This window comes from Psychromonas sp. MME1, assembly GCF_041080865.1.
Taxonomy (GTDB): domain Bacteria; phylum Pseudomonadota; class Gammaproteobacteria; order Enterobacterales; family Psychromonadaceae; genus Psychromonas.
The window spans coordinates 3,552,856-3,578,932 of sequence record NZ_CP160906.1 but is presented as its reverse complement, the minus strand read 5'-3'; the positions used below and the strand labels follow the sequence as shown (position 1 = coordinate 3,578,932).

The 26,077-nt window shown below is 41.0% G+C and carries 29 protein-coding genes and 2 pseudogenes; 15 read left to right on the top strand and 16 right to left on the bottom strand.

Annotated features, from left to right (window positions below; genetic code table 11):
- Positions 1–33: 33 nt before the first annotated feature.
- The 3 genes from AB2N10_RS16435 to AB2N10_RS16425 all read right to left on the bottom strand — a co-directional run bounded on the left by AB2N10_RS16435 (position 34) and on the right by AB2N10_RS16425 (position 2,668).
- Positions 34–1,275 (bottom strand): malic enzyme-like NAD(P)-binding protein, encoded by a 1,242-nt coding sequence (locus AB2N10_RS16435; RefSeq protein WP_369434128.1) that lies wholly within the window; start codon positions 1,273–1,275, stop codon positions 34–36.
- 146 nt (positions 1,276–1,421) lie between these two features.
- Positions 1,422–2,171, bottom strand: coding sequence for a thermonuclease family protein (locus tag AB2N10_RS16430; protein ID WP_369434127.1), 750 nt, complete (start codon positions 2,169–2,171; stop codon positions 1,422–1,424).
- Positions 2,172–2,200: 29 nt separating this feature from the next.
- Positions 2,201–2,668, bottom strand: a complete 468-nt coding sequence (locus AB2N10_RS16425; RefSeq protein WP_369434126.1) for a GNAT family N-acetyltransferase — start codon at positions 2,666–2,668, stop codon at positions 2,201–2,203.
- A 126-nt stretch (positions 2,669–2,794) separates the two neighbouring features.
- Here AB2N10_RS16425 and AB2N10_RS16420 point away from each other — a divergent pair, with 126 nt between their 5' ends.
- Complete coding sequence (locus AB2N10_RS16420) at positions 2,795–3,862, top strand: DUF4382 domain-containing protein (protein ID WP_354623443.1); 1,068 nt, start codon at positions 2,795–2,797, stop codon at positions 3,860–3,862.
- Between the two features lie 63 nt (positions 3,863–3,925).
- Here AB2N10_RS16420 and AB2N10_RS16415 read toward each other — a convergent pair whose 3' ends face one another.
- From AB2N10_RS16415 to AB2N10_RS16385, 7 genes and pseudogenes are all read right to left on the bottom strand, one after another.
- Positions 3,926–4,885: a biotin-dependent carboxyltransferase family protein gene (locus AB2N10_RS16415; protein ID WP_354623441.1), complete on the bottom strand. Its 960-nt coding sequence runs from the start codon at positions 4,883–4,885 to the stop codon at positions 3,926–3,928.
- On the bottom strand, positions 4,878–5,279 hold the full coding sequence (locus AB2N10_RS16410) for an allophanate hydrolase subunit 1 (protein ID WP_369434125.1): 402 nt from the start codon (positions 5,277–5,279) through the stop codon (positions 4,878–4,880). The genes AB2N10_RS16415 and AB2N10_RS16410 overlap by 8 nt, the downstream gene beginning before the upstream one ends.
- A gap of 23 nt (positions 5,280–5,302) precedes the next feature.
- Positions 5,303–5,572, bottom strand: a complete 270-nt coding sequence (locus tag AB2N10_RS16405; RefSeq protein WP_369434124.1) for a carboxyltransferase domain-containing protein — start codon at positions 5,570–5,572, stop codon at positions 5,303–5,305.
- Positions 5,573–5,580: 8 nt separating this feature from the next.
- Positions 5,581–6,315, bottom strand: a complete 735-nt coding sequence (locus tag AB2N10_RS16400; protein ID WP_369434123.1) for a 5-oxoprolinase subunit PxpA — start codon at positions 6,313–6,315, stop codon at positions 5,581–5,583.
- An 8-nt stretch (positions 6,316–6,323) separates the two neighbouring features.
- A complete protein-coding gene (locus AB2N10_RS16395; protein WP_354623436.1) occupies positions 6,324–7,118 on the bottom strand; it encodes a hypothetical protein in 795 nt (264 codons plus the stop codon).
- 1 nt (position 7,119) lies between these two features.
- Positions 7,120–7,849 (bottom strand): annotated as a pseudogene (truC, locus tag AB2N10_RS16390) (tRNA pseudouridine(65) synthase TruC).
- Between the two features lie 34 nt (positions 7,850–7,883).
- Positions 7,884–8,234 carry a YqcC family protein gene (locus AB2N10_RS16385; RefSeq protein ID WP_354623435.1) on the bottom strand — a complete coding sequence of 117 codons (351 nt, stop codon included), beginning with the start codon at positions 8,232–8,234 and terminating at the stop codon, positions 7,884–7,886.
- 554 nt (positions 8,235–8,788) lie between these two features.
- On the opposite strand from AB2N10_RS16385, the gene AB2N10_RS16380 reads away from it, so the two are divergent.
- Positions 8,789–9,334 carry a PEP-CTERM sorting domain-containing protein gene (locus AB2N10_RS16380; RefSeq protein ID WP_369434122.1) on the top strand — a complete coding sequence of 182 codons (546 nt, stop codon included), beginning with the start codon at positions 8,789–8,791 and terminating at the stop codon, positions 9,332–9,334.
- Positions 9,335–9,452: 118 nt separating this feature from the next.
- Here the strand turns inward: AB2N10_RS16380 and AB2N10_RS16375 are convergent, their stop codons facing one another.
- Entirely contained in the window at positions 9,453–9,626 is a 174-nt protein-coding gene (locus AB2N10_RS16375) for a hypothetical protein (protein WP_369434121.1), read from the bottom strand.
- On the opposite strand from AB2N10_RS16375, the gene AB2N10_RS16370 reads away from it, so the two are divergent.
- From AB2N10_RS16370 to AB2N10_RS16350, 5 genes are read left to right on the top strand one after another with little or no spacing between them, the layout of a single operon-like run.
- The gene (locus AB2N10_RS16370; protein ID WP_354623432.1) at positions 9,625–10,665 is read left to right on the top strand and encodes a DUF3549 family protein; all 1,041 of its coding nucleotides are present in this window, start codon (positions 9,625–9,627) and stop codon (positions 10,663–10,665) included. The genes AB2N10_RS16375 and AB2N10_RS16370 overlap by 2 nt on opposite strands.
- 16 nt (positions 10,666–10,681) lie before the next feature.
- On the top strand, positions 10,682–10,996 hold the full coding sequence (locus AB2N10_RS16365) for a DUF3301 domain-containing protein (protein WP_354623430.1): 315 nt from the start codon (positions 10,682–10,684) through the stop codon (positions 10,994–10,996).
- A gap of 35 nt (positions 10,997–11,031) precedes the next feature.
- Positions 11,032–11,361 carry a hypothetical protein gene (locus tag AB2N10_RS16360; protein ID WP_354623429.1) on the top strand — a complete coding sequence of 110 codons (330 nt, stop codon included), beginning with the start codon at positions 11,032–11,034 and terminating at the stop codon, positions 11,359–11,361.
- A 2-nt stretch (positions 11,362–11,363) separates the two neighbouring features.
- Complete coding sequence (locus tag AB2N10_RS16355) at positions 11,364–12,140, top strand: Zn-ribbon-containing protein (RefSeq protein ID WP_354623427.1); 777 nt, start codon at positions 11,364–11,366, stop codon at positions 12,138–12,140.
- Between the two features lie 23 nt (positions 12,141–12,163).
- Positions 12,164–12,661 (top strand): CreA family protein, encoded by a 498-nt coding sequence (locus AB2N10_RS16350; protein WP_354623426.1) that lies wholly within the window; start codon positions 12,164–12,166, stop codon positions 12,659–12,661.
- 61 nt (positions 12,662–12,722) lie between these two features.
- On the opposite strand, the gene speG is transcribed toward AB2N10_RS16350, so the two are convergent.
- Together speG and ltaE are read right to left on the bottom strand one after the other, a co-directional pair.
- The gene (gene speG, locus AB2N10_RS16345) at positions 12,723–13,232 is read right to left on the bottom strand and encodes a spermidine N1-acetyltransferase (RefSeq protein WP_354623425.1); all 510 of its coding nucleotides are present in this window, start codon (positions 13,230–13,232) and stop codon (positions 12,723–12,725) included.
- 2 nt (positions 13,233–13,234) lie between these two features.
- Positions 13,235–14,248, bottom strand: a complete 1,014-nt coding sequence (gene ltaE, locus AB2N10_RS16340) for a low-specificity L-threonine aldolase (protein ID WP_354623423.1) — start codon at positions 14,246–14,248, stop codon at positions 13,235–13,237.
- A gap of 242 nt (positions 14,249–14,490) precedes the next feature.
- Between ltaE and AB2N10_RS16335 the strand changes: the two genes are divergently transcribed.
- A complete protein-coding gene (locus tag AB2N10_RS16335) occupies positions 14,491–14,751 on the top strand; it encodes a DUF2999 family protein (RefSeq protein ID WP_354623421.1) in 261 nt (86 codons plus the stop codon).
- A gap of 60 nt (positions 14,752–14,811) precedes the next feature.
- Here the strand turns inward: AB2N10_RS16335 and glgC are convergent, their stop codons facing one another.
- Positions 14,812–16,104, bottom strand: coding sequence for a glucose-1-phosphate adenylyltransferase (glgC, locus tag AB2N10_RS16330; RefSeq protein ID WP_354623420.1), 1,293 nt, complete (start codon positions 16,102–16,104; stop codon positions 14,812–14,814).
- Between the two features lie 427 nt (positions 16,105–16,531).
- Between glgC and AB2N10_RS16325 the strand changes: the two genes are divergently transcribed.
- The 4 genes from AB2N10_RS16325 to AB2N10_RS16310 all read left to right on the top strand — a co-directional run bounded on the left by AB2N10_RS16325 (position 16,532) and on the right by AB2N10_RS16310 (position 20,766).
- Positions 16,532–18,127 (top strand): alkaline phosphatase, encoded by a 1,596-nt coding sequence (locus AB2N10_RS16325; protein ID WP_354623418.1) that lies wholly within the window; start codon positions 16,532–16,534, stop codon positions 18,125–18,127.
- 136 nt (positions 18,128–18,263) lie between these two features.
- Complete coding sequence (locus AB2N10_RS16320; protein ID WP_354623417.1) at positions 18,264–19,043, top strand: phosphatase; 780 nt, start codon at positions 18,264–18,266, stop codon at positions 19,041–19,043.
- A 60-nt stretch (positions 19,044–19,103) separates the two neighbouring features.
- Complete coding sequence (locus AB2N10_RS16315; RefSeq protein WP_369434685.1) at positions 19,104–20,219, top strand: SO_0444 family Cu/Zn efflux transporter; 1,116 nt, start codon at positions 19,104–19,106, stop codon at positions 20,217–20,219.
- Positions 20,220–20,241: 22 nt separating this feature from the next.
- Complete coding sequence (locus tag AB2N10_RS16310; protein ID WP_369434120.1) at positions 20,242–20,766, top strand: phosphoribosyltransferase; 525 nt, start codon at positions 20,242–20,244, stop codon at positions 20,764–20,766.
- Positions 20,767–20,789: 23 nt separating this feature from the next.
- Here the strand turns inward: AB2N10_RS16310 and AB2N10_RS16305 are convergent, their stop codons facing one another.
- A complete protein-coding gene (locus tag AB2N10_RS16305; protein WP_354623414.1) occupies positions 20,790–21,122 on the bottom strand; it encodes a rhodanese-like domain-containing protein in 333 nt (110 codons plus the stop codon).
- 135 nt (positions 21,123–21,257) lie between these two features.
- A complete protein-coding gene (locus AB2N10_RS16300; protein WP_354623413.1) occupies positions 21,258–21,734 on the bottom strand; it encodes an Lrp/AsnC family transcriptional regulator in 477 nt (158 codons plus the stop codon).
- 248 nt (positions 21,735–21,982) lie between these two features.
- Here AB2N10_RS16300 and AB2N10_RS16295 point away from each other — a divergent pair, with 248 nt between their 5' ends.
- The 3 genes and pseudogenes from AB2N10_RS16295 to ovoA all read left to right on the top strand — a co-directional run bounded on the left by AB2N10_RS16295 (position 21,983) and on the right by ovoA (position 26,048).
- A complete protein-coding gene (locus AB2N10_RS16295) occupies positions 21,983–23,143 on the top strand; it encodes a 2-isopropylmalate synthase (protein WP_369434119.1) in 1,161 nt (386 codons plus the stop codon).
- Positions 23,140–23,727 carry an alpha-isopropylmalate synthase regulatory domain-containing protein gene (locus tag AB2N10_RS16290; RefSeq protein ID WP_369434118.1) on the top strand — a complete coding sequence of 196 codons (588 nt, stop codon included), beginning with the start codon at positions 23,140–23,142 and terminating at the stop codon, positions 23,725–23,727. Before AB2N10_RS16295 ends, AB2N10_RS16290 begins: the two co-directional genes overlap by 4 nt.
- 204 nt (positions 23,728–23,931) lie before the next feature.
- Positions 23,932–26,048 (top strand): annotated as a pseudogene (ovoA, locus tag AB2N10_RS16285) (5-histidylcysteine sulfoxide synthase).
- Positions 26,049–26,077: the final 29 nt, after the last annotated feature.

Below are 26,077 nucleotides of genomic sequence, written 5' to 3'. Positions count from 1 at the left end.
CAACACCCAACAAATAGCAGAAATATAGAACACTTAATTTAAATAATTGTCAGGTAATGCAATTTGTGCAACACCTGTATCAACAGCAGCCTGTGCAACGGCACCTGCAACTTCTTTTAGTAGACGTGGGTCCATCGGTTTTGGAATTATATAACCTTTTCCAAAACTTAGCGAAGAATAACCACTCGCTTTTAGGACCGACTCTGGTACTGGTTGTTTTGCAATTTTACGAATAGCATGGACAGCAGCCACTTTCATTGCATCGTTAATTTCAGTCGCACGTACATCCAGTGCACCACGGAAAATGAATGGAAAACATAAAACATTATTCACTTGGTTTGGATAATCACTGCGCCCCGTCGCCATAATAAGATCCGCACGTGCAGAGTGTGCTGATTCTGGATTGATTTCTGGATCAGGGTTTGAACAGGCAAAAATGACTGGGTTTGCAGCCATTAATTTAACATCTTCAGCCGATAAAACATTTGGCCCGGATACACCAACAAAAACATCTGCACCGTTCATCACATCTTGCAATGTACGTTGGTCGGTATTATTTGCAAAACGTCTTTTATATTCATTGATATCATCACGACAGGTATGAATAACCCCTTTGCGATCTAACATATAAATCTTTTCACGCAGCGCACCACATTTAATTAAAAGCTCCATACAGGCAATTGCAGCGGCCCCAGCACCCATACAAACGATTTTGGCTTCTTCAATTTTTTTACCTTGAATTTCCAATGCATTGATCATCGCTGCGGCGGTTACAATCGCAGTACCGTGTTGATCATCGTGAAAAACAGGGACACTACAGCGCGCCTTTAATGCTTTTTCAATTTCAAAACATTCTGGCGCTTTAATATCTTCAAGGTTAATCCCCCCAAAGGTATCTGCAATATTAGCAACGGTATTAATAAACTCTTCAGATGTACGATGCTTTACTTCAATATCAATTGCATCAAGGCCCGCAAAACGTTTAAACAACAGCGCCTTGCCTTCCATTACCGGTTTTGAAGCAAGCGGCCCTAAGTTACCCAAGCCTAAAATAGCTGTGCCATTCGTAATAACGGCCACTAAATTACCTTTTGCAGTATATTTATAGACGTCATCTGGATTAGCCGCTATTTCACGAACGGGCTCTGCCACACCGGGGCTGTATGCTAGCGACAAATCATCAGCAGTTTCAGCTGACGTCGTTATTTCAATGCTAATTTTCCCGGGTTTTGGAAAAGCATGATAATCAAGCGCTTGTTGGCGTAAATCTGACATTTCTAAATTCCATTGTATGAAAGGACAAAAAAAGAGTGTGATGATAGTCAAAATATAAACAGATTTACAGTGTTAATTTTTTATATAACTACTTATTTACAGCAATTAGCAACGAAAATATAAAAATTCATTCTCTATCCAAACGACTAGTGCAATATTTGTACAGGGTGATAAAGCGCTAAATAGGGTTTCCCCTTAAAGAGAGTCAACCGTCCCCTTAACAGCAGAGATTGTTGTCGTGAAAAATTAATTCCAGCAAATAATGGCAGGCGATCACGCTTAATTTTCACCATTAAATGGTTATCTAAGGTCAATAGGATATTTTTACTATCTTCACTGATATTGCTAATTTTCCCCGTAACATAGAGATAACCTTGATCGCTCTTTTTTAAATCAGTAGCACTTAAGGGGGTAAAACTTGACCAAATCCCTTTTTTAGCGGCCCGCGCTTGATTTTCCGCACCTTGAAAACATGACCAAAAGCGGTCGTTACCAGCAACCACCCATTGTTCCGCTAATCCTGCTTGCAATTGTAACAAAGCTAGATTGCGTCCCGTCTTACTATAGACATAGGCGAGCAATCGTCCATATTTGTCCTGTCTTTGTTTATCAAAAACAAGGTGTAACTTATCCCCCTTATTAATATACTTTTCTAATAGTATTTTCGCATCAATCGCAAAGGGTTCTGATTTATGCCGCTCTCGGTGGTTAATCTCTGGTGTATTAATACCAATAAAGCGCACTAAACGACCATCACTAAGGGTGACCGTATCGCCATCATTGATTTTTTTTAGGGTGACCGTTTCCTGCCACGTAACAGCAGGGCAAGCGGCACCGGCATAGGAAATGTAAAGAGAAATGTAAAGGGCAGAAAATAAAATAATAAATAGACGCATCCCGCCCCCTTTCCATTAAATATCTTTAATCATCCAAACGTCACAGCCATCGTGAATAGTCCCGAGAACGGTTGCGATAAATGGGTAAAGCCAAGCTGCATATATAACGCGATAGCGGATTGCATCGTTGCTAGGGTATCTAAATAGCAGCGTTGAAAACCGTTATGTTTAGCAAAATCAAGACAAGCCTGTGCGAGCGCCTTGCCAATACCTAAGCCACGACTTTCAGGTATAAGAAATAACTTGCGTAATTCACAGACGCCTTGCTGCTCAATGAAAGGGGCGATACCACAACCACCGACAACCTTACCATTGATTATAGCTACCAAGTAGAGACTTTTATTATCCTCTTGATAGTGTTTGCTCATACACTTAACCTCCTCATCCGAGGGGCCAAAACCTTCACCGATTGCGCCATATTCAGCACCCACACTCTCGATAATTAAACGTAGTGCATGATCGTGCTCTGCGCCTATTGCCTGTATCTGATAACTCAATGAATGACTCCCTAGTTGCAGCTGATAACATAACCACTAAAACACGCGATAATGTAATAGCGACTATAATGATTGTATCCTTTAAGTAAAGCCTATACCTGTATCAATAATAAGGGAGTATTTTTTATGCACATATTAAACAAAGTGAGTTTATTATCGGCATTAGCCATATCATTAACCGCCTGCGGTGGTGGAAGCGGTGATGGCCTTGAAAGTAAAAGTGCGCAACTCACTTTTGCCGTCTCCGACAGCCCAGAAAATGTACAAAATGTGGTCATTGCATTTAAAAATGTATCTATAAAACGCGTTGATAATGATGAAAATGACGGACAACCCGGAGAGATCATCGCTATGCAAGATGAACAAGGTGCAGAGACAGAGTATCGCCAAGTAGATCTATTGCAATTTCAAGGCGAAGATGCCGCACAACTATTTACCGGAATATCGCTTGTCCCTGGCGATTATCAGATGTGTATTTACATCGTAGATGGAACTGGATCCGGAAACCCCGATGACTCCTACGTTGTCGAGGAAGACAATAGCGTTAAGGGATTACAAACACCATCAAATGGTTCCTGTGCGGGTTATAAACCCGATGATGAAGCAATGACCGGACGTTTAAAAACAGACACCTTTACCATTCATGCAGGCAATAATTATTTAGTTGCTGAATTTAACCTGATGAAAGTACTCAAATCCCCCGTAGGTAATAAAGATTATTGGACCTTAAAACCCACTGGCTATGAATTGGTCCATGCAGATGATGCAGGCACAATTCAAGGATCTGTTGATAGTAACGTTGTGAATAATTGTCTTGGTAGTGTTGCCATGGCTTATCTTTACCCACAAACAGAAAATAGTTTAATGGGTGACTTCAGAAACGATGAAATAGCGCAATACAGCTACCTAGGGCAACCAATGCTAGCGCCACTTGCCGCTGCCAAAGTAAACGAACGTATAGTAGAGAGTGATACCCTCTATGAATATGAGTTTGGTTTTGTACGAGTGGGAGATTACAGCATAGGTTACACCTGTAGCAGCGATGATACCGAGCTTGCTGAGCCCGTTGTTGCCGATCCTAACGTCACCGAGCCACCTGTGCCTAGCCTTATTTATCAAAATGCGCCAGCCGTGAATGTGAGTGTTATTGCAGGAGAAACGGTGACCGCTGCGACCATTAGCGAACAGCAGTAAGCGCAGAAATAACGCTGTATTTATTGATGCCGCACCTTTAACCGCGGCATTTTTTATCTGCGTTTAAAAGCGATCTCCATTAAAAAAAGCGAGCCGCTGTTGATAACGTAATTGCGCCGCATCTAATGAAACGGGTTTAAAACGAACTTTTTTTCCTACCGATTGCTGTGCTAATAAACTTAAATCAGAGCGTGCTACACACCCTATTTTTGGATACCCACCTAGGGTTTGTCTATCCTGTAATAGAATAATGGGCAATCCATCTGCGGCAATTTGAATACTCCCCAAGGCAATGCCCTCGGAAATAATCCCCTTTAAATCTCCGGCTAATGGCTCCCCCGTGAGGCGCATGCCCATGCGATCACTTTGTGCAGAAATGCAATATTCGCCACTATAAAACTGCTTTTTCTGTGCTGCAGTAAATGTATCTACCTGATAAGATTCAATCACACCAATCGTAACCGATTGTTCATAATTGGGAACATATTGACTTGGCATTACAAATTGATGCTGTTCGATACGTTGTGGCAAGATGGCTAACCGGTCACCCGCTTGCAGTTGTCCACCATCGCCATTGAGCCCCCCAATCGCATTACGCGCTACGGTGCTATTACTGGCGTACTGTTGCGCAATTTGAAAGCCACCTTGAACCGCTAAATAAGCGCGCATACCACTACGCGCAAATCCCAGTTGTAATGATTCGCCGCGTTTAACAATAAAGCTTCGGTTATTACGCTGCACTGTTTTTTGTCCAGATGAGTGACGAATAACCGCCTGCATATCAGCCCCCGTTAAGGCCAATTGACAATCACACTCAGCAAAAAACTCAGATTGACCAAAGGTAATTTCAAGCAAGCAACTATCCGATCTATTTTTAAGTAGATAATTAGCCCAACCAGCGGCTATTTCATCACAGCATCCCCCCTGACTTAACCCCTGTTTGGCAACACCATAGCGACCGCCATCCTGTAATTGGCTAAACATGCCAGCCTGTTTTACCACTAAGCCAATTGAATTATTCATGGCGAACGACTCCGCCTAATTCGGCAAAATGCGTCGCTGAAATGGCAGTAAACTTGACTCTATCACCAACCTTAAAAGGGGTGATGGGATCGCGATGATGATCAAACAAAGTGATCGGGCAGTTACCTATAATTTGCCAGCCACCGGGGCTATCGCTTGGATAAACCGCAGTTTGTGCATCGGCAATAGCGACACTGCCAGCAGGTACAAAATGACGAGGTGTAGCGTGACGGGGAGCTTGAATAGCGGCGGGCACCTCTGCTAAAAAGGCAAATCCCGGTGCAAAGCCAATGGCACAAACCCGATAAATAGTCTCACTGTGTAATTGAATAATTTCAGCAACGGTTAAGTTTGTCCGTTGTGATAAGGCATCGAGATCCCAACCGACACTCACATCATAAAATACAGGCAGCTCGATTAAATGAGTCTCTTCTTTTCCTTGAACCTCGCAGGGGCAAGCGCGATGATCGCCTCTAACTGTTTAGCGACATCCAGCGGGCTTACCTGTAGCAGGTCATACTCAACTAAAATGGTGGTGTAAGACGGGGTTATATCGAGTAAAGCAGCGCCCAATTGTAACTCTATTTGCGTCACCCAATAGGCAATTTGATCAATTAAAGAGAGGTCAATTTGTGGGGCTAATTGGATCAAAAAACAATTTTCATTAACAGGAGAGATAGTTGTCATTTGTTCACTCAGCGATTAATAATTAATTGTCGCAACTCGCTAATGAGATGAATTGCAACGGGGTTATCACCATGAACACAGGATGCATTAACCGGCAATTTGATAGACTCACCACTAACACTAATGACACGCTGTTCATCAATCAGCAGCTGAACCTGTTTTTTTATTAAAGCGGGATCACTCAACAGCGCTCCGGGCTCTTTGCGTGATAGCAGATAACCTTGATCATCATAGGCGCGATCGGCAAAGGCTTCATAGAGCAAGGTTACCCCCGCACTCGCAGCTATTTTTTGATACGCCTGCAAATCAGGTCGAGCCAAAATCATTAAAGCCAATGGCTGCTTAAAACTAGCAAGCGCATCTATAATTGCACTAAAGAGACCTATATCAACCATCATATCGTTGTATAACGCACCATGAGGCTTCACATAGGCTAATTGTGTGCCATGCAATGCACATAACGCATCCAGTGCTCCGACTTGATAACAGATTAAACGCGTAATTTGCGCGGGGCTATGGGCGATTGAACGACGCCCAAAGCCTTGCATATCGTGATAAGCAGGATGAGCGCCAATTTGTACCTGATACTGTTTAGCCAAGGCGATAGTAACCGACATCACATCGGGATCGCCAGCATGAAATCCACAGGCAATATTAGCTTGATCAATATAAGGCATCACCTGTGCATCTGCGCCCATATTCCAAGCACCGTAACTTTCACCCATATCACAATTTAATTTCATAGTTATCCTCACGACGCCGGATGTGGTTGGCTGTCGTCAACACTATGGTCACAACTGCCATCATTTTTACAATCATTGCTGCCATCGCGATCGGTATCCACGCGATGATGCATAGGTTTAACTTCGTTAAATTTGGCCTTGCTATTCGTTTGAAATAGATTGAGCAGCTGTAGTTTTTTTTCAATCCGGTGATTAGGATACTCACTCAGTGATTGATGCTCACCATGTTGTAAAAAAGAAATGCGAAGCCCATCATGAATTAACTCAATATGTTCATCAAGAATACGATCGCCCAAAAACAGCGAGTCAACATGGTCACTCAACTGCGTGTTTAAGTCATAGGAAAAGAGCCCGACATAAAAAAAGACACCACTACCTGCCACATTAATAACAAAAGGGGCGGCAAAATAGAGAAGAGGCCCTTGCTGCCTATTTAATAGGGTTACTTTAGCAAGGTTTAATAGCCCTACCCCTTTATCATATAACGCTTCCTGTTGCGCTGTAGCCTCCCTTAACATGAGTTGATAATCTCCTCTTAAGTAGAGGCGATGATGCACGGACTGCATTTTATTTAAGGTCACTTTTGCATCATGTTCGGGAATATCAATGGTGACAGGATGACTACCACTCAACGCCTCTTTGACCAGCTTAGTGATACGTTGGTTGCAACTTTGTCGCTGATCTTGATTAAGCGTTTTACTATGACCACACTCATCAATTAAATCGTGATGGCTATGCCACAACCAACCGCTAAACAGTGAGGCAATAATCAACAATATGACGACTTTAATGGCCTGATTCATATTAATAATCCAGTTTTAAGGCAGCCAGTAGAGAGACAAAATCAGCATCTAATGGCGCATTAATTTCTAGCAACTGCTTACTCTGTGGGTGCACAAAGGATAAATAAGCCGCATGCAGTAATAGCCGATGGGAAGCAAAGTTCTCTCTAAACATGGCATTATGTTTACCATCGCCGTGAGAAGTATCACCAATAATAGGGTGACGTAAGTGCGCCATGTGACGACGCAACTGATGTTTGCGCCCCGTTTTCGGTGTCAGCTCCATTAAGCTGTAACGTGATGAATCATAGGGACGAACGGCAATAGGTAACTGGGTTTGCGCTAAGCAACGGTATTGCGTTTGCGCTGGTTGCGGCGGTTTGTCTTGCTGCGCCTGTTTATCGGCAATTTTATCGAGATCTTCACGCAACGCATAATCCAACTCACCATCAGCTAAAAAGCCGCGCACTACCGCTAAATAACGTTTGGTGGTGGAATGTTCGGCAAACTGAGCGCTAATCTGTTTGGCACTCTCTTTATCAAGTGCAAACAAGAACGCCCGAAGTCGGCTTATCTAAACGGTGTATCGGAAAAACATATTGGCCAATTTGATTACGCACTTTTTGTAAGGCAAACTCAGTGGCGTGCGTATCAATCCAGCTTCGGTGCACTAACAAACCAGAGGGTTTATTAACCGCCACTAAAAAATCATCCTGATAAAGAATATCAAGATCTGGGCTAGTCACCGTCATCTGTAAATCTTGATCTTCGATCAAGGCATCAATTTCATTCATGGGGCTCACTTAGCAAATGGTCAATACGACTAATAATATCCTCTATTTGACGACTATCTAGCGGTAGCGCCTTAAAATATTCATTGGCCATAGGGGCAACGCAGATCGTTGTTGGTAAAGGTAAAGAATAACGCAGTAAATTAATCATCTTAGGTAAAAAAATAAACTGCAGCCATTGCACAAAATTTAAAGTATCGATAGCAAAAGGCTCGCGACTCTGTAGTGCCGCTTCGCTCGGTGGGTCACGTTGCCATAGAGCCTGTAAACGCAGTTCACTTTCTAACTGATGTAAAAGTGCAGCGAGTAAATGGCGCGTTTGGCGCTCAGGTTCAATTTCAATCATTAATCGTGCCTAATTTTAACGAGTAAACAACTAATATACCCATGATACTTCAAGATGCAAAGTCAGTCATAAAAAGAGTGTCGAGATGTTAGGGATAAAATTGAATAATTATTATGCTAAATAGAGATTTTATAACTGCAGCTTTTTTCCGTGCCCTACGGGGGCTAACACACAAACCAGCCCAGCGTTGTCACAGTCGAAAAGTGAATAATGTTACATTTTACCTTGATCAAACCCACCGCCTTAAAAGGTTAAGCTGTTAATTTGTTGGGGGTAAATGTATAGCCCCCCCCCCCCCGACTTTCCATTCAAAAGGTAATAGGTTGTAGTGTCATATCTATCTCAAATCAAAATCTGTACAAATAGTTAGCGAACCAATTGATTAAGTGATAATTAATAGATAATGTTGTGACAATTCCAAATAAGATAGGTGGCGATGCATCAGATGATGCCATTTATATAAGCTGTTATGTTTAAAAATTAATGGCTGCTTATAGTGTATGGCAGTAGTTGACGTTCAATACTTTTAATTAATAAATAAAGGAAAAAAACAAATGAAATTATGGAAACTAGTATCGGCAGTAATAACATTAGTAATATCAACAGGGGTAAATGCCTCTCTAATTGGAAATGAAGTCTATGCACAGAATTCATTTTCAAATGGTCAAATTTTATTCAATTCATCCGAAATTGTTACCAATGATATAGAGTTTACTGACACCTATAATTCATTTGCATTATTTGAACTTGATTTATTTGATACTTATGCCTTATTTAGAATTACCAATACGTTCAATGGCGGCTTAGGTATGGGAGAACAACAGCTCGTAATTAATGGCTTCGATGACTTGATTATTGGAGTAAATGCCATACAGACTAAAATAGGATTATTTCCTAGCAACAACCCTGACTTTAGTGCATCTTTTAGTGAACACGGTATTACATTTGACTTGATGGGGTCTTTATCATTCGGTGGTTCTGGAGTAGTTAAGGAGTGGCGAATAGATATTGACTCAATAGCAGTAGTTTCAGAACCTGCTACTATTTCATTGTTGGGTTTAGGTTTATTTGTTTTTGCTCTACGCAAGAAAGTAAAATAAGACATATGTTTGTAAGGCTCGTCAGATCAATACATAACAAAAAAACGGCTCATGCGGCCTGATCTTGCTTTTTGCCCTTTTACCTTCTCTAACTATCGCAGTGAAATAAAGGGCTTATTTAGCAAAAGGCGAGAAATACCTCCATCTGCATTGTGATAAAATCGCTCTGTAGAATTAATAACGAGACTGCTATCTCATGACTCGCAATCGGTGCGCTTTTATTGCTGGCTTTGCTTCTTGATGTAGCATGGGTATAATCGCTATTCCTGCTTAATAATAGAATAAATGCCATGAATATGAATACCCTAACCGATTTTTTAACGCAATCGCAATGTCAATTTAGAATATATGACCTTGGGCGAAAAGTGACGAAAATCGGCAATAGTGAATTTAAAAAAATTGCGCATAGTGAACAGCCTTACCCCTATCCGATTCAACAACATGCATTTATAGCGGTCACTTTTTGGCAGGTCAAACAACAAGACCACTTCATCTGGTTTTTAAAAATGCCATTAGATGAGCAAGGGTTAATGAAAATAACAGCTCAAACAAGCTTTATTAAGATGGTTATTGCCGCTATGGGCGATGATTTAACCACGGAGATCAGTAAAGAGCAGCAGGATAACCTCGCAAGTAACCCGTTTATCTTTAAACCGAATACCGAAAAACTGGCCATTTTTAATGCCAAACTCAATGCTGCATTTATCCGTCCCCCTTCTACTTTTTATCCTGAAGCGCATGCTTACTTTGCAGGTCAACGGGATTGGGCTGATTGGCAAACAGTTGGCCTGCAAGGCATTGCAGATATCTGCGCCCGCCTAGGCCACGATAACAATCAAACACATTTACTATCAGCGCTGCCAAAATTACCGCTGCAACCACTGCAATCATTAGCAGTCTGTTTAGAGCATCAAACGGAGATAGGCAGTGACCTTGCAAGCGCCATTGCCAAACAGGCACAGATTGAGCTACAGGCGGACCGCCAAGATAATGCGATTTTACTCTTACGTGCACTCGCCAGCGCACCAAGCGTGGGTATCACCAAGGCACTAATATTGGAACAATTTAACTCGTCGCTGATTTACAATGAGTATTGGTACGTCAGCATTGCGGGGCGTCTATGGACATTATTAGAAGATGAAACCCTACTTAATCGCTTTTTAGAGTCGCTGGCTAATCACCACTCAGCACTATTTCCACAATTATTTAGCGACTTAGTTGCCATTCCTCTCTTGCGTGAAAAATTACTTCAACAATTGCGCTTAACGGCTCGTTCACCTGCACTATCCCAAGCGATTGGGCGACTGTTTAGTGCAGTAAAAAAAGACTAGTATTAAAGGGGTCACCATGACTGATTTACTGTTTATTGTTTTGACTATCATCATTGCCATACTCATTTGGAAGCTACGTCAACAATCGGAATATGCTAAAGAGCTTATCACTCAACACTGCTACAAACTCGATTTACAGCTACTTTCAGTGGCTCGTTCAGGCTTTAACTTCAAACTTGGAGAACAATTTTTACAGGCGAGTTTTGTTTTTGAATTTAGCAGCGATAACGACAACAACTATCAAGGTGTGCTTTTTTTAACTGGGCTACGTACAGCACGTTTTAAACTCCCGGTGTACCGTACCTATGAAGATCCCAACACACTTCATTAACAGGGCAGGCTAATGTAGATCATCAGGAATTTTTTATGCAGCAAATATTACTTATTGCAGAACAGATCAGCCAACAGGGAAAAGTCCCCAATGTCGCAATGATAAAAGCACGCTTACCCAAGAATGTTCCCTTACCGCTTATTATTGAAGGTCTTAGAATGTGGCAAAAAAATCCACAACAAGCGTTTAATGAAGAGAATAATGCGTCACAAGAAGCGTCGCCGCAATCAACAGTTAGCCGTGAATTAGAAGCTTTGTTGGAAGAAAAAATTGAGCAAGCCCTGATGCCCTTACGTGATGAAATTAACCGTTTAAAAATAGCGCTAACAGAATTGCAAACCACCATAAAAGAAGATAATCAATAACCATGTTTATTAAAGAGCTCACCTTTGAGTGTTATCAAAACACCCAGTACGCAGCGGTTGAAAGAGCCATCAACAACTATTTCGATATGCTACGTTACAACGGCCAAATTCTTGGACGCGAATTTCCCATCGCCATGTTTGAAGGCTGGTTTACCACACGTCTCGTTTGCCCAGAAAATAATAGTTTAGATGAGCAATTTAATAGTCCACAGGTGACACACGCCTTGGCAGGGCTAACCAAGGCTGGATTGCTCTCTCCGAAAATTAAAAGCATTGGTGAAGATCTTAACTCCTTATGCAGCGCGGAAAACTTTCAGCCTAGTTGGCAAATTTTATACACGACTTTTTTAGATACCTGCTCGCCACTGCGCTGTGGTGAAACATTGGCACCCATTCCGCTTTATCGAACGCCAGAGGCAATTAGCAATGGAGATAGAAAAAGCGCAATAAAATGGCAGGAAGAGTGGATAAACTGCGATGAGTTACAGATGAACGGCTCAGCGGTTTCAATCATGGCGTTAAAGGAAATTGGCGACGTAGAGAGTAAACTCTTCTACCGTGGCAGTAATTTATGTAAACGCATTGAATATATTACCAAAGTACCAACCTATTATTATCTATATCGCGTTGCAGGACGTAGCCTCGAAGAGGAGCAAGCGCGTCCATGCCCAAGTTGTGGCGGTGATTGGAAATTACCCTCGCCTTTACTTGATATTTTTGATTTCAAATGCGATCCATGCCAGTTAGTATCAAACCTGTCATGGGACTTTAAAAAATAGCCCCACATATTAAGGAAATCGTTATGTTAAAAAAAATCAAACTGTTCGCGGCTATCGCACTGCTATTAGTGATCAGCTTTTTTATCCTCAAAAGCTGTACGCAGGATGAAGTGGGGGATGTCTCTTTGGGCATGTTCACCATGCAAGATATCAAAATAAATACCTTGGTTGATCCCATTGTCACAGGCGTCACCTGCCACATCGCCAGTATTGAAGCTAACTTAAGTTTGTCAGATCCTTCCGACAGCTCGATAGCTTGTCGTCAAACGGGTGAAATAACGCCAGCCATGATAGCGCAAATTGATAAAAGTAAATCCGGTGAGGTCGTGTTTAAAAAATCCAAAAGCATCTTCTTTAAAAACATGAAAATTCGCCGAATTTATGACCCTGAAAATCAAACCATAATGTATGTTTCATACTCCACCAAAGAGATATCAGGCAGTTTCAAACATAGCCTTTCAACGGTACCATTGTGGGGTACGAAGGCCTACCAGAAAGCGGCTGTGCTCAACGCCAAATAAACGGTAACCCAGTCGCGTTTTTTAAATCGCGACTGGGCGCATCGATGCTTTATAACGAACGCTACATTTGTAAATAATTGTCCTGCAACATATACATACGTTTTACGTCTCGATATTCACCATTAATGAAAAACTCCCCGACCAAATGGCCCTCTTCAATAAAACCATATGATTCGTAGAGATGAATTGCGCGCTGATTATCCGTTGCGACAAGTAAATAAACTTTATGTAAGTTCAAAATAGTAAAGGAGTAGTCCATCGCTTTATTAATCACCCATCTGGCAAAGCCTTTACCTTGATATTCTGGGGCAATAATAATTTGAAATTCAGCACTACGATGAATGTAATTAATTTCGATTAGCTCAACTAACCCTATAATCTCTTTTTCTTTATTTTCCACAACAAAGCGCCGCTCTGCGCTATCATGAATATGACGATTATAGAGCTCTTCGAGCTCATCAAAGGATTCGTAGGGTTCTTCAAACCAATAGGACATAATACTGCGATTATTGTTTAAGCGATGAACAAAGCGTAAGTCGCCTCGCTCAAGTGCCCTTAGCGATAATTCCATTTTTAAACCTTAATAAACTGTTTAATTGCACTTATAAATGTGTCGATATCGGTACGACTAATATCTAAGTGGGTGACTAAGCGCATCGGCTCCCCGGGACTCACAATGATCTCTTGCTGTTGTAATGCTTCACACAAAGCCAGCTGATCAATCTGCGTATCTAATTTGGCAAACACCATATTGGTCTGCACATGGTCAGGATTAACGCTCACGCCTTGAATTGTCGCTAGCTGCTCCGCTAAATAGTGCGCATTTGCATGGTCTTCCGCTAAACGTTGTACGTTATGGGTCAATGCATAATGCGCTGCTGCGGCAATTAACCCTGCTTGACGCATACCGCCGCCTAATACTTTACGCCAACGACGAGCGCTCTCGATTAATGCTGTTGACCCTAACAATAGGGAACCAATGGGCGCGCCTAACCCCTTTGATAAACAGATGGTCATGGAATCAAAATATTGGCTAATGGCTTTAATATCGACCTGTAATGCGATGGCAGCGTTGTAGACACGCGCGCCATCTAAGTGTAATTGTAAGCCGTTGTGATCGACAAATTCACGTGCCGCTTTTAAGTAAGAGAGTGGCAGCACTTTACCATTAATAGTATTTTCTAAGCTTAACAATTGAGTACGCGCAAAGTGTGGATCAATGGGTTTAATCGCGGCCTGTAATTTTACCAACGATAATGAACCATCTTTTTCGTTTTCAATGGGCTGCGGTTGAATAGAGCCTAATACTGCAGCGCCGCCCCCTTCAAATTTATAATTATGCGCCTGTTGACCACAAAGGTATTCGTCACCGCGTTGGCAGTGCGCCATTAATGCAAGCAGGTTAGCCTGTGTACCTGAGCTACAAAAGATTGCGCCGGCGAAACCATGCTTTTCAGCAGCCCATTTTTCAAGTGCATTAACGCTCTCATCATCACCATAGACATCGTCGCCAACGGGAGCCGCGACCATTGTCTGTAGCATCGCTTGAGAGGGACGAGTCACCGTGTCTGAACGAAAATCAATCATATTTTGTTCCTTGTACAAATGTGTTAATGATAACAAATCTAATCATCATCTATTCATTAATGCTTGTTAAAATAAACTATCTTATGCCAATACTTCACCATCACAACTATTATTTATACTTTCATTAACCGTTAAAAGAAGAGAAAATTGCAGTATACTCACACATTAATCTATAACGATTGAGTACCCACTCAACTTATAGCTACGCGACCTCAATAAACAAGTGAATGGACAAAAGTAAAATGAATCCTATTATTGCAACATTAAAAGAGTTAAATATCAGCGATGAGCAAATTAAAACACTATTTACAACCTTAACGGAAAACCCATTAATGGCAATGGGTGCCATACAACAACTCGGTTTACCCGCTGATAAATTACAAACTATAATGATGTCTGTCATGACTAAACCCGAGTTAATTAAAGAGGCTGTGCAGGAGTTAGGGTTAGATTTTTCGAAGGTAGAAGAAGCAAAAGCAAAACTGAATGAAAATCAGGCATAACATAAAAATAATCCCCCAAAAAAGATGAGAGTGCGGCTCTCATCTTTCTAGGTTAACTAGTTACACCATATCAACGACTTTTTCAGTTGCTTTTTTAGCAGCTAATTTATCAAGCATATCTTGAGTCACTAAGGTGACGCCATTTTTAGAGACACGGAAACCATTAGCTATATCTTGCTCTCTGTCGTAACCAATAACTAACCCAGCGGGAATACGGCATTTAGTATCAACAATCACTTTATGTAACTTACAGTGTTCACCAACATCACATTTTGGCATCAATACAGAACGTTCAATCAAGCTGTATGAATGGGTATGTACACTACAATATAAAAGTGATTTTCGAATAGTGGAGCCAGAAATAATACAACCACTGGCAACGGTTGAATCATAGGCGGTACCACGTCGTTGGTCGTTATCGAAGATAAACTTAGCAGGAGGAAGCTGCTCTTGATAGGTATAAATTGGCCATGTTCTATCATAGAGATCAAATTGCGGTTTAGGTTCGACCAACTCCATATTGGCTTCCCAAAATGAATCTAATGTACCGACATCACGCCAATAGGGTTGATTATTAATATTTGGATCTTGCATCGGATAGGCATAAATTTTATGAGCGTTAATAATGGATGGGATTATATCCTTGCCAAAATCGCGACTTGAGGCTTCCTTAATGAAGTCTTTATGTAAATGCTCAAACAAAAATTCAGCATTAAAAACATAATTTCCCATGGAGGCCAAACAAACGCCGGGTTTACCAGGTATTTCATCAGGTATTGCAGGCTTCTCTGCAAAGGAGATGACCTTATTTTCATCATTCACCGTCATCACACCAAAACTACCAGCAGCCTCTTCAACTGTTGTTTCAATACAGCATACGGTCATGTCAGCATTACTTCGAACATGCTGGGCAATGAGCAGGCCATAATCCATACGATACACATGGTCGCCAGATAAAACCAAAACATACTTTGGATTGTGACTTTGAATAATATCTAAGTTTTGATATACCGCGTCGGACGTTCCAACATACCAATTTTCGCCGAAGCGCTGTGAAGCCGGTAATATCTCCACGAATTCAGATGCATCGGCTTTAAATGCTCCCCAGCCACGATTAATATGGCGAATTAATGAATGTGATTTATATTGTGTTGCCACACCAACGCGATGAATGCCTGAATTAATGCAGTTAGACAACGGAAAGTCGATAATACGAAATGTACCGCCAAAATAGACCGCGGGTTTAGCACGACGATTGGTTAACTCAAATAAACGACTACCTCGCCCCCCTGCTAAAATTATTGCATATGTATCTCTGGTAAGATTATCTATATATCTATCATGGTTATTCACATAACACCTCTTTATATTTATAAGATACGCACGATCACTGAAATATAAAACAATAATAAAAAATTAACCATTAAAATAGCATTGTTTTTTGGCGACATTTATTTTTACCCTATAATATTAGACGCTGCGGTGTAAAAAAAACTAAATTTAACAAGTTCAATATCACAAAACATAATGATAGCTGATAAATAAATTTAGTTTGTTAAACGCTTATTTGATTTATGACTTTCCCATCTACTAATAAAAACAATTAATGGATTTGCTCTTTTTTGAACAGTGGAATAATTAATATTACTGTCATAATTCAGCACTACAATGACCACTCTAAAGCAATACCAATACCATAAATTAGTCACGCTATTTAAATAAAATAAATAGCTCATTAAGGAATTGGCTATTATCCGACCAGCATAAGGAAATTAGTAATATGTCATTAAATTTAGTGAAAAAATCGCTTCTTGCGGTGTCACTGACACTGGCTAGCTATAACAGTTTTGCACAAACACCCGTTAAAAATGTCATTGTCATGATCGGTGATGGCATGGGGCCGGGACAAATGGGTTTGCTAGAAGAGTATGCACGTAAGGCCCCTCACTCTATTTATAAGGGCAAAAATACCGCCATTAAAACCATGATTGATAATGGTGTCCTCGGTATGTCTCTACATAGCCCCGCCGATGCCTTAGTGGTTGACTCTGCTTGCTCAGCATCACAAATCGCCTCAGGTGTAAACAGCCCATCGGAAGCGTTAGGCCTCGATGTTGATGGTAATCCCGTTGATTCTGTACTGGAAATTGCGCAACGTTTGGGTAAAGCAACGGGGTTAGTCTCTGATACACGTCTAACTCATGCCACACCAGCCGCTTTTGCATCACATCAACCACATCGTTCATTAGAGAATGAAATTGCCCAAGAAATGCTTGCAGCCAATATCGATGTCATGCTTTCTGGTGGATTGCGTTATTGGATACCTAAATCAGTAAACGACAAAGGGGAGCAATATCAACAAATAGTGCAACAGACGGGTGGCTCGATCACCATCAAATCGAAACGCAAAGATGAAAAAAATCTATTAACAGAGGCGAAAAATGCAGGCTATAACTTGGCATTCACACGTCAAGATCTTGCTAAAACTAAAAATAATGGCAAATTGCTTGGCATATTTGCCTATTCAGGTATGCAAGATGGTATCGAATATAGCAACAGTAAGCATGATCCCAAAAGAACGCAGCCGAGCCTCAAGGAGATGACAGAAAAAGCATTAGATATTCTATCTCAAGATCCAGACGGCTTTTTCTTAATGGTTGAAGGTGGGCAAATTGACTGGGCAGGACATAACAATGATGCAGGAACCATGCTCCATGAAATGCTTAAGTTCGATGAAACAATACAATATGTTTATGAATGGGTAAAAGATCGTCAAGACACCTTAGTCGTGATCACCGCAGATCATGAAACGGGTGGCTTTGGTTTTAGCTATTCACGCTCCAATACGCCAAAAGCGGAAAAACGCAGTGGCATTGCCTTTAAAGATAGAGACTACAAGCCTAATTTTAATTTCGGTAGCATCACTATTTTAGATAAATTATATGCACAAAAAAACAGCTTTGCGATGATGTTGGCTGAATTCGATAAAAGCGAAAAAACGCCACAAACACTACAAAAAATAGTGAACCAAAATAGTGAGTTTGACATCACCTTAGCACAGGCTGAAGCGATTTTAACGACTGAACCCAATCATTATCATGATCCCGAAAACAGTTATTTAAAAGCAGAAACTTTTCCTAAGGTTGACGATTTTGAAGCCTTCTATGTTTATGGTGATGAGATCCGCAATGACCTTATTGGTCGAGCGATGGCTGAACAGCAAAATATAGTTTGGGGTACGGGGACGCACACCGATACGCCCGTTGCTGTTATTGCCTATGGACCAACACAAGTAACAGCACCTTTCTCGCAGCTTGCTCATCATACTGATATTGGTAAATTATTAATAAAAACAGTAAAAATGAGTGCAAAATAATCACTCGCTGCAGGCACAAGTAAAATCAACTGATTTTATCAAAAAACCTCATATAGCAATGAAAATGCATTTTGCATTTTCATTGCTAACAGGTATATAGTGGCTTATATCCTGCCACTATTCGAGGCCATCTGCCATGAAAATTCTTTGCGATACGCATTCTCACACCATTGCAAGCACCCATGCCTATAGCACTGTTCACGACTATATTTTTGCCGCTAAAAAAAATGGCTTACAGCTTTTTTCTATCACAGATCACGCGTCAACGATGCCCGATGCCCCACACCCATGGCATTTTGGGAATATGCATGTCATTCCTAGAGTCGTTGATGGTATTGCCATATTACGGGGCATTGAAGCGAATATCCTGACAACGCCTTTTACACAAGCCAAAAATCGTAATGTAGACCTAACAGATACGCTTTTATCCCATCTTGATTTTGCCATTGCCAGCTTTCATGAACCTGTTTTTCCACCAGCAAGTTTAAAAGAAAATACACGTGCTTTAATAAAATCGATGGAGAGTGGTGTTATCCAAATTATTGGTCATCCCGGTAATCCTAATTACCCCGTTGATCAAGAAGAGATCGTACGCGCAGCTAAAGATAATAATGTCCTACTGGAGATTAATAACAGCTCATTTACCCATTCGCGACAAGGTTCAGCCCCCTTTTGTAGTTCATTAATTGAACTCGTTGATAAGCATAACGGCAAAATTAGCCTAGGCAGCGATGCCCATATCAGCTTTCAAGTCGGGATTTTCGATCAAGCAATAGAAAAACTAATCGCGCTAAATTTCAATGAAAAAAATATTATAAGCAAAACACCTGAACGCTTTGTAAGCTTTTTAGGCGAACATGGCAAACCAGTTGCGAAAGAGTTAGCACCTTGGTTGACAATACTCAATAACGTTTGAAATATCAATTACATAGCACTTATCATTCAAGTAAAGTTAACAAAATAAGGAAATTTGATGCTGCTATTCACTAATTTTATTGCTCTCTTTTTAGAATCAGCCCCCTGGTTGATCCTAGGGCTTATTCTAGCAGGCATGCTGAAGGTTTTTGTCCCTATGTCATGGATGCAGAAGCAACTTGGTGGACATGGCTTTAAAAGCACAATAAAAGCAGCCTTACTCGGTGCCCCCCTCCCTTTGTGTTCATGCGGTGTTATACCTGCGGCAGTAGGTCTAAGGCGTTCGGGCGCATCAAAGGCGGCAACCACCTCCTTTTTGATTTCAACACCGGAAACAGGGGTAGATTCGATAGCGATTTCCTATGTTTTACTCGGCCCTTTTATGGCAATAGTCAGACCCCTTACTGCAATTATCAGCGCCATTACAGCTGGTTTGTTAGTTGGCCAAGAGAATCATTCCGATTCCACACAAACGCAAATTAAAAATAGTAGCTGTTGCAGTAATAACCAAGCGATCTCCAGCAACAAATGCACCTCTAGCAACGTCTCAAAAAATGGAAATAAGCCAACATCAAGCTGTTGTGGAACAGATAAAATGCCACAAAAGAAAACCATCACAACACGAATTTCTGATGGCTTACATTTTGCTGCAACGGATTTGCTAAAAGATACTAGCGGCTGGTTATTAATAGGTCTCTTTTTTGCAGCCCTAGTACAAACTTATGTGCCTATCGACTTTTTAGCAAAATGGGGCGATGGTATCTTAGCAATGTTAGCCATGGTCATCATTTCAATTCCCATGTACATCTGCGCCACGGCATCAACCCCCATCGCAGCAGGTTTATTACTTGCTGGAATATCTCCCGGTGCCGTACTTGTCTTTATGTTGGCAGGCCCAGCAACCAATATTGCGACTTTAGGGGTTGTCAGCAGTGAGTTAGGTAAACGTGCATTATGGGGGTATCTAGCGGGTGTGATCGGTGTTGCATTACTATCAGGAATCATTGTTAACTATTTGGTGGCAACGTGCGGTTTTGTCGTGACTCCTCAGATAGGAGCTGAGAGCAGTCTATTACCCAAGTGGATGATAAATATTGCGGGTATCATTTTAGCAATATTAATGGGTAAAGTATTGTTTGATATGCTACGGGTAAAATCGCTCCGTAAAATCGTTTAAGATTCCGAGGGTAATTTTCAATATGGACAGCAAAAATATCGGTGAAATGGTTCTCAGCACAGAAACAATAGTGCAAGGCGTTAATATCGTTGCAGAAAAACTTAATAGTCAATTTAAAGGGCAAACGGCCGTTATTATTTCGATAGTGCCCGGAGGCATAATATTCACTGCAGATTTAGTCAGACAGTTACAGTTTGAGCTGAAAATGGATTATATCTCCTGTATACATACCCCCGGTGATCGTAATAACAGCTCAGATATTATCTACTTTGAGAATGTCACTATTAAAGATCAGCATGTTATTTTAGTGGATGATGCCATCGAGTCAGGAGGAACGATGAAAAGAGTGGCTAAATTCTTTACTGATAATTTTCAACCCAAATCACTTTCAATTGCAACACTATTCGTTAAACCAGGTCGCGTTAAAATCTTAAACAAACAATATTTTGCCTATGAAATGGCAAATGACGACATGTTGATCGGTTACGGATTACCTTGGCAAGATAAATATAGAAATTTACCTTTTGTCAGTAAATTAATAAAATGACCAATATTCATCCAATACAGAGATTAATGAGGTAGCCCTCTCGCTTTGCGCGTCTCATCTATTCCACCAGCATTCGAGACCTTAGTATATCCCACGGCATTAAGAGCCTGCATTGCTTCTTTGGCTCTACGGCCACTGCGACAATAGAGGTGAATTTCTGTATTCCTATCTGGGAATAATTTCATAGTCTGTGCAACAATATCGGTGTGCACAATCAATATGTCTCCATCAATATGGTTCGCAGCATGCTCTTGTTGACTGCGTACATCAATCCAAACAACTTCAGCAAAGGATAATGAGCTTAAACTACTTGCTAATACTAGCAGTATAATTTTAAGAGAAAAACTCAGTTTCATAGTAGGCACCTTCAAGTATTATTAAGTTAAGCAATACAATAGCAGCAATAGATAACATACTACAATGTGACGTAAAAAATATAGGTGCTTTGAAAACGCTTATCCACAATATATTTGGATATATTTTAACGATTACTAATCAAGTGGCAATTCCGTTTTTTTAAAAACTTCTCGCAAAACAAAACTGGAATGGACACCTGTCACTCCCTCTAACTTAGTTAACTGCCCTAATAGAAATTTTTCATAATGCTGCATATCACGCACCACCACCTTTAATAAAAAATCGGCACTCTGCCCTGCGACAATCAAGCATTCTAGTACCTCGGGTAACCCTGCAATAGCCTGTTCAAATTTATCAAAACGATCGGGCGTATGGCGATCCATGGAAATGCCGATCATGACGGTTAGATTTAATCCAAGTACCGAGGGTTTTAATAGCGTTACATGCTTATCAATTATTCCAGACTCTTCCAACCTTTTCACTCGACGAGAACAAGGTGTCGCAGACAAACCGACACTATCGGCTAGTTCCAAATTACTAATACGCGCATTACTCTGCATGAGAGTAAGAATTTTCTTATCAATACGGTCGAATTTAATGACTTCCTGCATGGTTTTTTCACCCGATAGTTAACATTCACTAATAATATCAAATTAAGTAGTGATTTATTGCATAAATAATATAAATAAATAGTTAATTTGCAACCACTCACTACATTTTTTCTTTTATAGTTTACACATGGATAGCGAGCGATGTTTCTTACCAGAAACGGGTGGCAACAACCTTATCAAGGTGCGCCAACTCGCTAATTCATCAGCCTAAACATCTCCCCTAGTCGCAACTCGCAAGGAAATGACTCGTGTCAAATATCGCTAATACTCACTCTCATTTTAATCACAAAAAATATCGCGCTCACGCACCTATACAGAAAAAAGATAGACGCTGGCCGAATCGGGTTATAGAAACCGCACCGCAATGGTGTAGTGTTGATTTACGCGATGGTAATCAGGCGTTAATCGAGCCGATGACGCCGAGTCAAAAGATGGAGCTGTTTAAATTATTAGTTGATGTGGGCTTTAAAGAAATTGAAGTGGGCTTTCCTGCCGCATCGGCACCTGATTTCGAATTTGTACGCCAATTAATTGAACAGGATTTAATCCCCGATGATGTAACAATCCAAGTGTTAACACAGGCTCGCGAGCCGTTAATTGCACGCACTTTTGCTGCCTTGAAAGGAGCTAAAAATGCAATAGTACATCTATATAATTCAACCTCCACAGTGCAACGTGAACAGGTGTTTAAAAAATCACGCGATGAAATTACCGCAATTGCGATACAAGGAGCGCAATGGGTACGCGATTTTGCTAGCGCCGCTCCCGAAACGAATTGGTCATTTCAGTACTCTCCTGAGAGCTTTACTGGCACGGAGATGGATTACGCCTTAGCCGTATGTGATGCCGTGATTAACGTTTGGCAACCAACACCAGATAACAAGGTCATTATCAATTTACCAGAAACAGTGGAAGTCTCTACTCCAAATGTTTATGCCGATCAAATTGAATGGTTCTCAGACAATATTAGCCATCGTCAATCGATCAGTATCAGTTTACATACCCATAACGACCGAGGTTGTGGTGTTGCTGCCGCCGAATTAGGGGTATTAGCTGGAGCAGACCGTATCGAGGGAACACTACTTGGTAATGGTGAGCGTACTGGCAATATGGATGTTGTCACCATGGCGATGAATCTCTATAGCCAAGGGATTGATCCGCAATTAAATTTTGCTGATATGGATCGTATTATCAGCACCGTTGAACGTTGCACACAACTCGCGGTACATCCTCGCCACCCTTATGCTGGCGAATTAGTCTTTGCCGCATTTTCAGGTAGTCATCAAGATGCCATTAACAAATGTATGGCGATTGACACAGAGCAACGTAAACATGATCCCGAAACGCCTTGGCAAGTCGCTTATCTTCCCATCGATCCTCGAGATCTGGGAGATCCTACCAACAAGTGATCCGTATCAATAGCCAATCAGGAAAAGGCGGGGTCGCCTATGTACTGGATTTAGATTATGGCATTCAAATGCCTCGTTGGATGCAAGTTGATTTTAGTCCGCATGTGCAATTACATGCAGAAAATAGTGAAAGCGAAGTATCGGCAACCACTATCTATACCATTTTCAACGATACGTATTTAGCCGCGCAAAGTATCGCAACAATAAACAACTACCAACTTAATCGTCAAGATAATCAAGATATACTGAATGCCGAAATAACCTCAATTGATGCTGCGATAACCCTTCAAGGAGAAGGTAAAGGTGTATTAGATGCCTTTGTAAAAGGAGTAAGTAAATCAATCAACACGGATGTTGTCTTAATCGACTACAGCGAACATGCCCTGCCAAGTAAAGAAGGCGCCGAAAATGAACAAGCAGAAGCAATGGCCTATGTACAGCTGAGTATTCAAGGTCAACGTTACTGCGCAGCCGCTAAATGTGATGATATCGTTACCGCTTCTTTACAAGCCGTACTCAATGCCGTTAATCGTAGTGGTATTCGTATTTGCCAGCACAAAAACGTAAAATCAGCCGCCCTATAAATTTCATTTTCACGGCGAGGCAATCACGGCCTCGCCATCATTAAATTATTTCTTTTTACTTCATTCTATTACGCTCCTCAGCATCAACTGAAAAATGAATTTTTCCCCAACAAAGATCTATCTGACACATGGTTACGTATTAACTAGGAATAGTGTCTATTATTAATAAAATGTTTGACTAAAGAGGCTGCTAAATCGATGGATATGATAAAAATAAGCAACGGTGAAACAGTCCTGCTAACGGGAAAAGATAAAGAACAGAAACGCGCTGCAATAAAATCATACTTTGAGACGACTTGGGCGTTATATGAATCATTATTTAGCCTCATCAATAATGATGACGCTTATTTTAAAAGAGCAGAACCACTACGACACCCTCTAATATTCTATTTTGGTCATACCGCGACTTTTTTTATTAATAAATTAAAACTGGGTAAATTTATAGATGCACGGATCAATGAAAATTTCGAATCGATGTTTGCCATCGGAGTTGATGAAATGTCATGGGATGACCTTGATCAAACGCACTATAACTGGCCAAGCGTGGATGCGGTACGACATTATCGAGCCCTAGTTAAACAGCGTGTTACTCTATTTATTGATACAATGCCATTAACCTTACCCATTGCACAATCATCTGCCGCTTGGGTGATTATAATGGCCATTGAACACGAACGAATTCACCTTGAAACCTCATCGGTTATCATTCGCCAACTTCCCATTACTGATGTGACTTGCCAATTAAACTGGTCAGCCTGTCCTGATACCGGCAGCGCCGCGGATAATTGCTTAATAAACATTACTGGAAAAAAAATTACGTTAGGCAAAAACAAAGATGATGACCGTTACGGTTGGGACAATGAATATGGTCAGCAAACATTTACCGTTGACGACTTTAAGGCCTCTAAATACCTTGTTTCCAATCAAGAGTATCTCTCCTTTGTCGAAGATGATGGTTACAACAAAGCGCAATATTGGACCCAAGAAGGAAAAAATTGGCTCGCCTATACCAAGGCGCAAATGCCTCGTTTTTGGTTTTTACGCAATCAACAAATTATGCAGCGCAATCTTAGCGAAGAGATACCCCTTCCTTTGAATTGGCCAGTGGAAGTAAATCAGCTTGAGGCAAAGGCATTTTGTAACTGGAAGGCAGAAAAATGCCATTCTTCTATCCGATTAATGACAGAAGCAGAGTGGTATCTTTTAAGAGAAAATATCCCCTATGATGCTCCCTATGGCGAACATGTTCCTGGCAATACGCAGCTTGCCTATTATGCCTCCTCCTGTCCGATTAATATATTTAAACACAATGGTCTCTTCGATATTGTCGGCAATGTTTGGCAATGGACAGAAACTGCGATGGATGGTTTCAGTGGTTTTGCCATTGACCCCCTTTATGATGATTTTTCTACCCCTACTTTTGATGGCAAACACAATCTCATCAAAGGAGGCTCTTGGATATCCACGGGAAATGAAACATTGCGTTCATCCCGCTACGCCTTTCGTCGACACTTCTATCAACATGCAGGGTTTCGCTATGTGCAATCGGATCATCACTCAAATAATGCGACACAGGTTAATATTTATGAATCAGACCAACTAATTGCACAATACCTAGAATTTCATTATGGAGCGACATACTTCGCTGTAGAAAATTATTCTATCAATGCCGTCAAACAGGCTTTACAAGCAATAAGATTAACACAGTGTGACAAGGCGTTAGATATTGGCTGTTGGTAGGCCGTGCGACATTTGAATTAGCCAAAACCTTTACTCATGTTGATGGCATTGATTTCTCTGCACGATTCATTCAGCAAGCCTATCAATTATGTGAACGAGGAGAAAAACGTTATTGCATCCCCAAAGAAGGAGATTTAGTTGAATATAAAAGCATCTCATTAAAGCAGCTGGGATATCAGGGATTAACAGATAAAGTTCGCTTTATGCAGGGTGATGCAACAAACCTAAAACCCAGCTATACCGGCTATGACCTAATTTATGCCGCTAATTTAATTGATCGACTTTCCGAACCGAAACTTTTTTTGGATACAATTCAAGCGCGGTTAAATGAACATGGCTACCTTGTGATCACCTCGCCCTATACATGGTTAGAGGATTACACGGCAAAAGATAAATGGCTAGGCGGCGTGAAGGTGAATGGTGAAAATTATTCCACCTTAGATGGGCTGCATGCAGCCTTAGATAGCCATTTCAATTTAATTCACTGCGCCGATATTCCTTTTGTCATTAGAGAAACGGCACGCAAATTTCAACATACCGTTACGCAAATGACCATCTGGCAGAAATGCACAAAAACTTAGCCCGTTGAATGGGACAGTAATGCAACTAA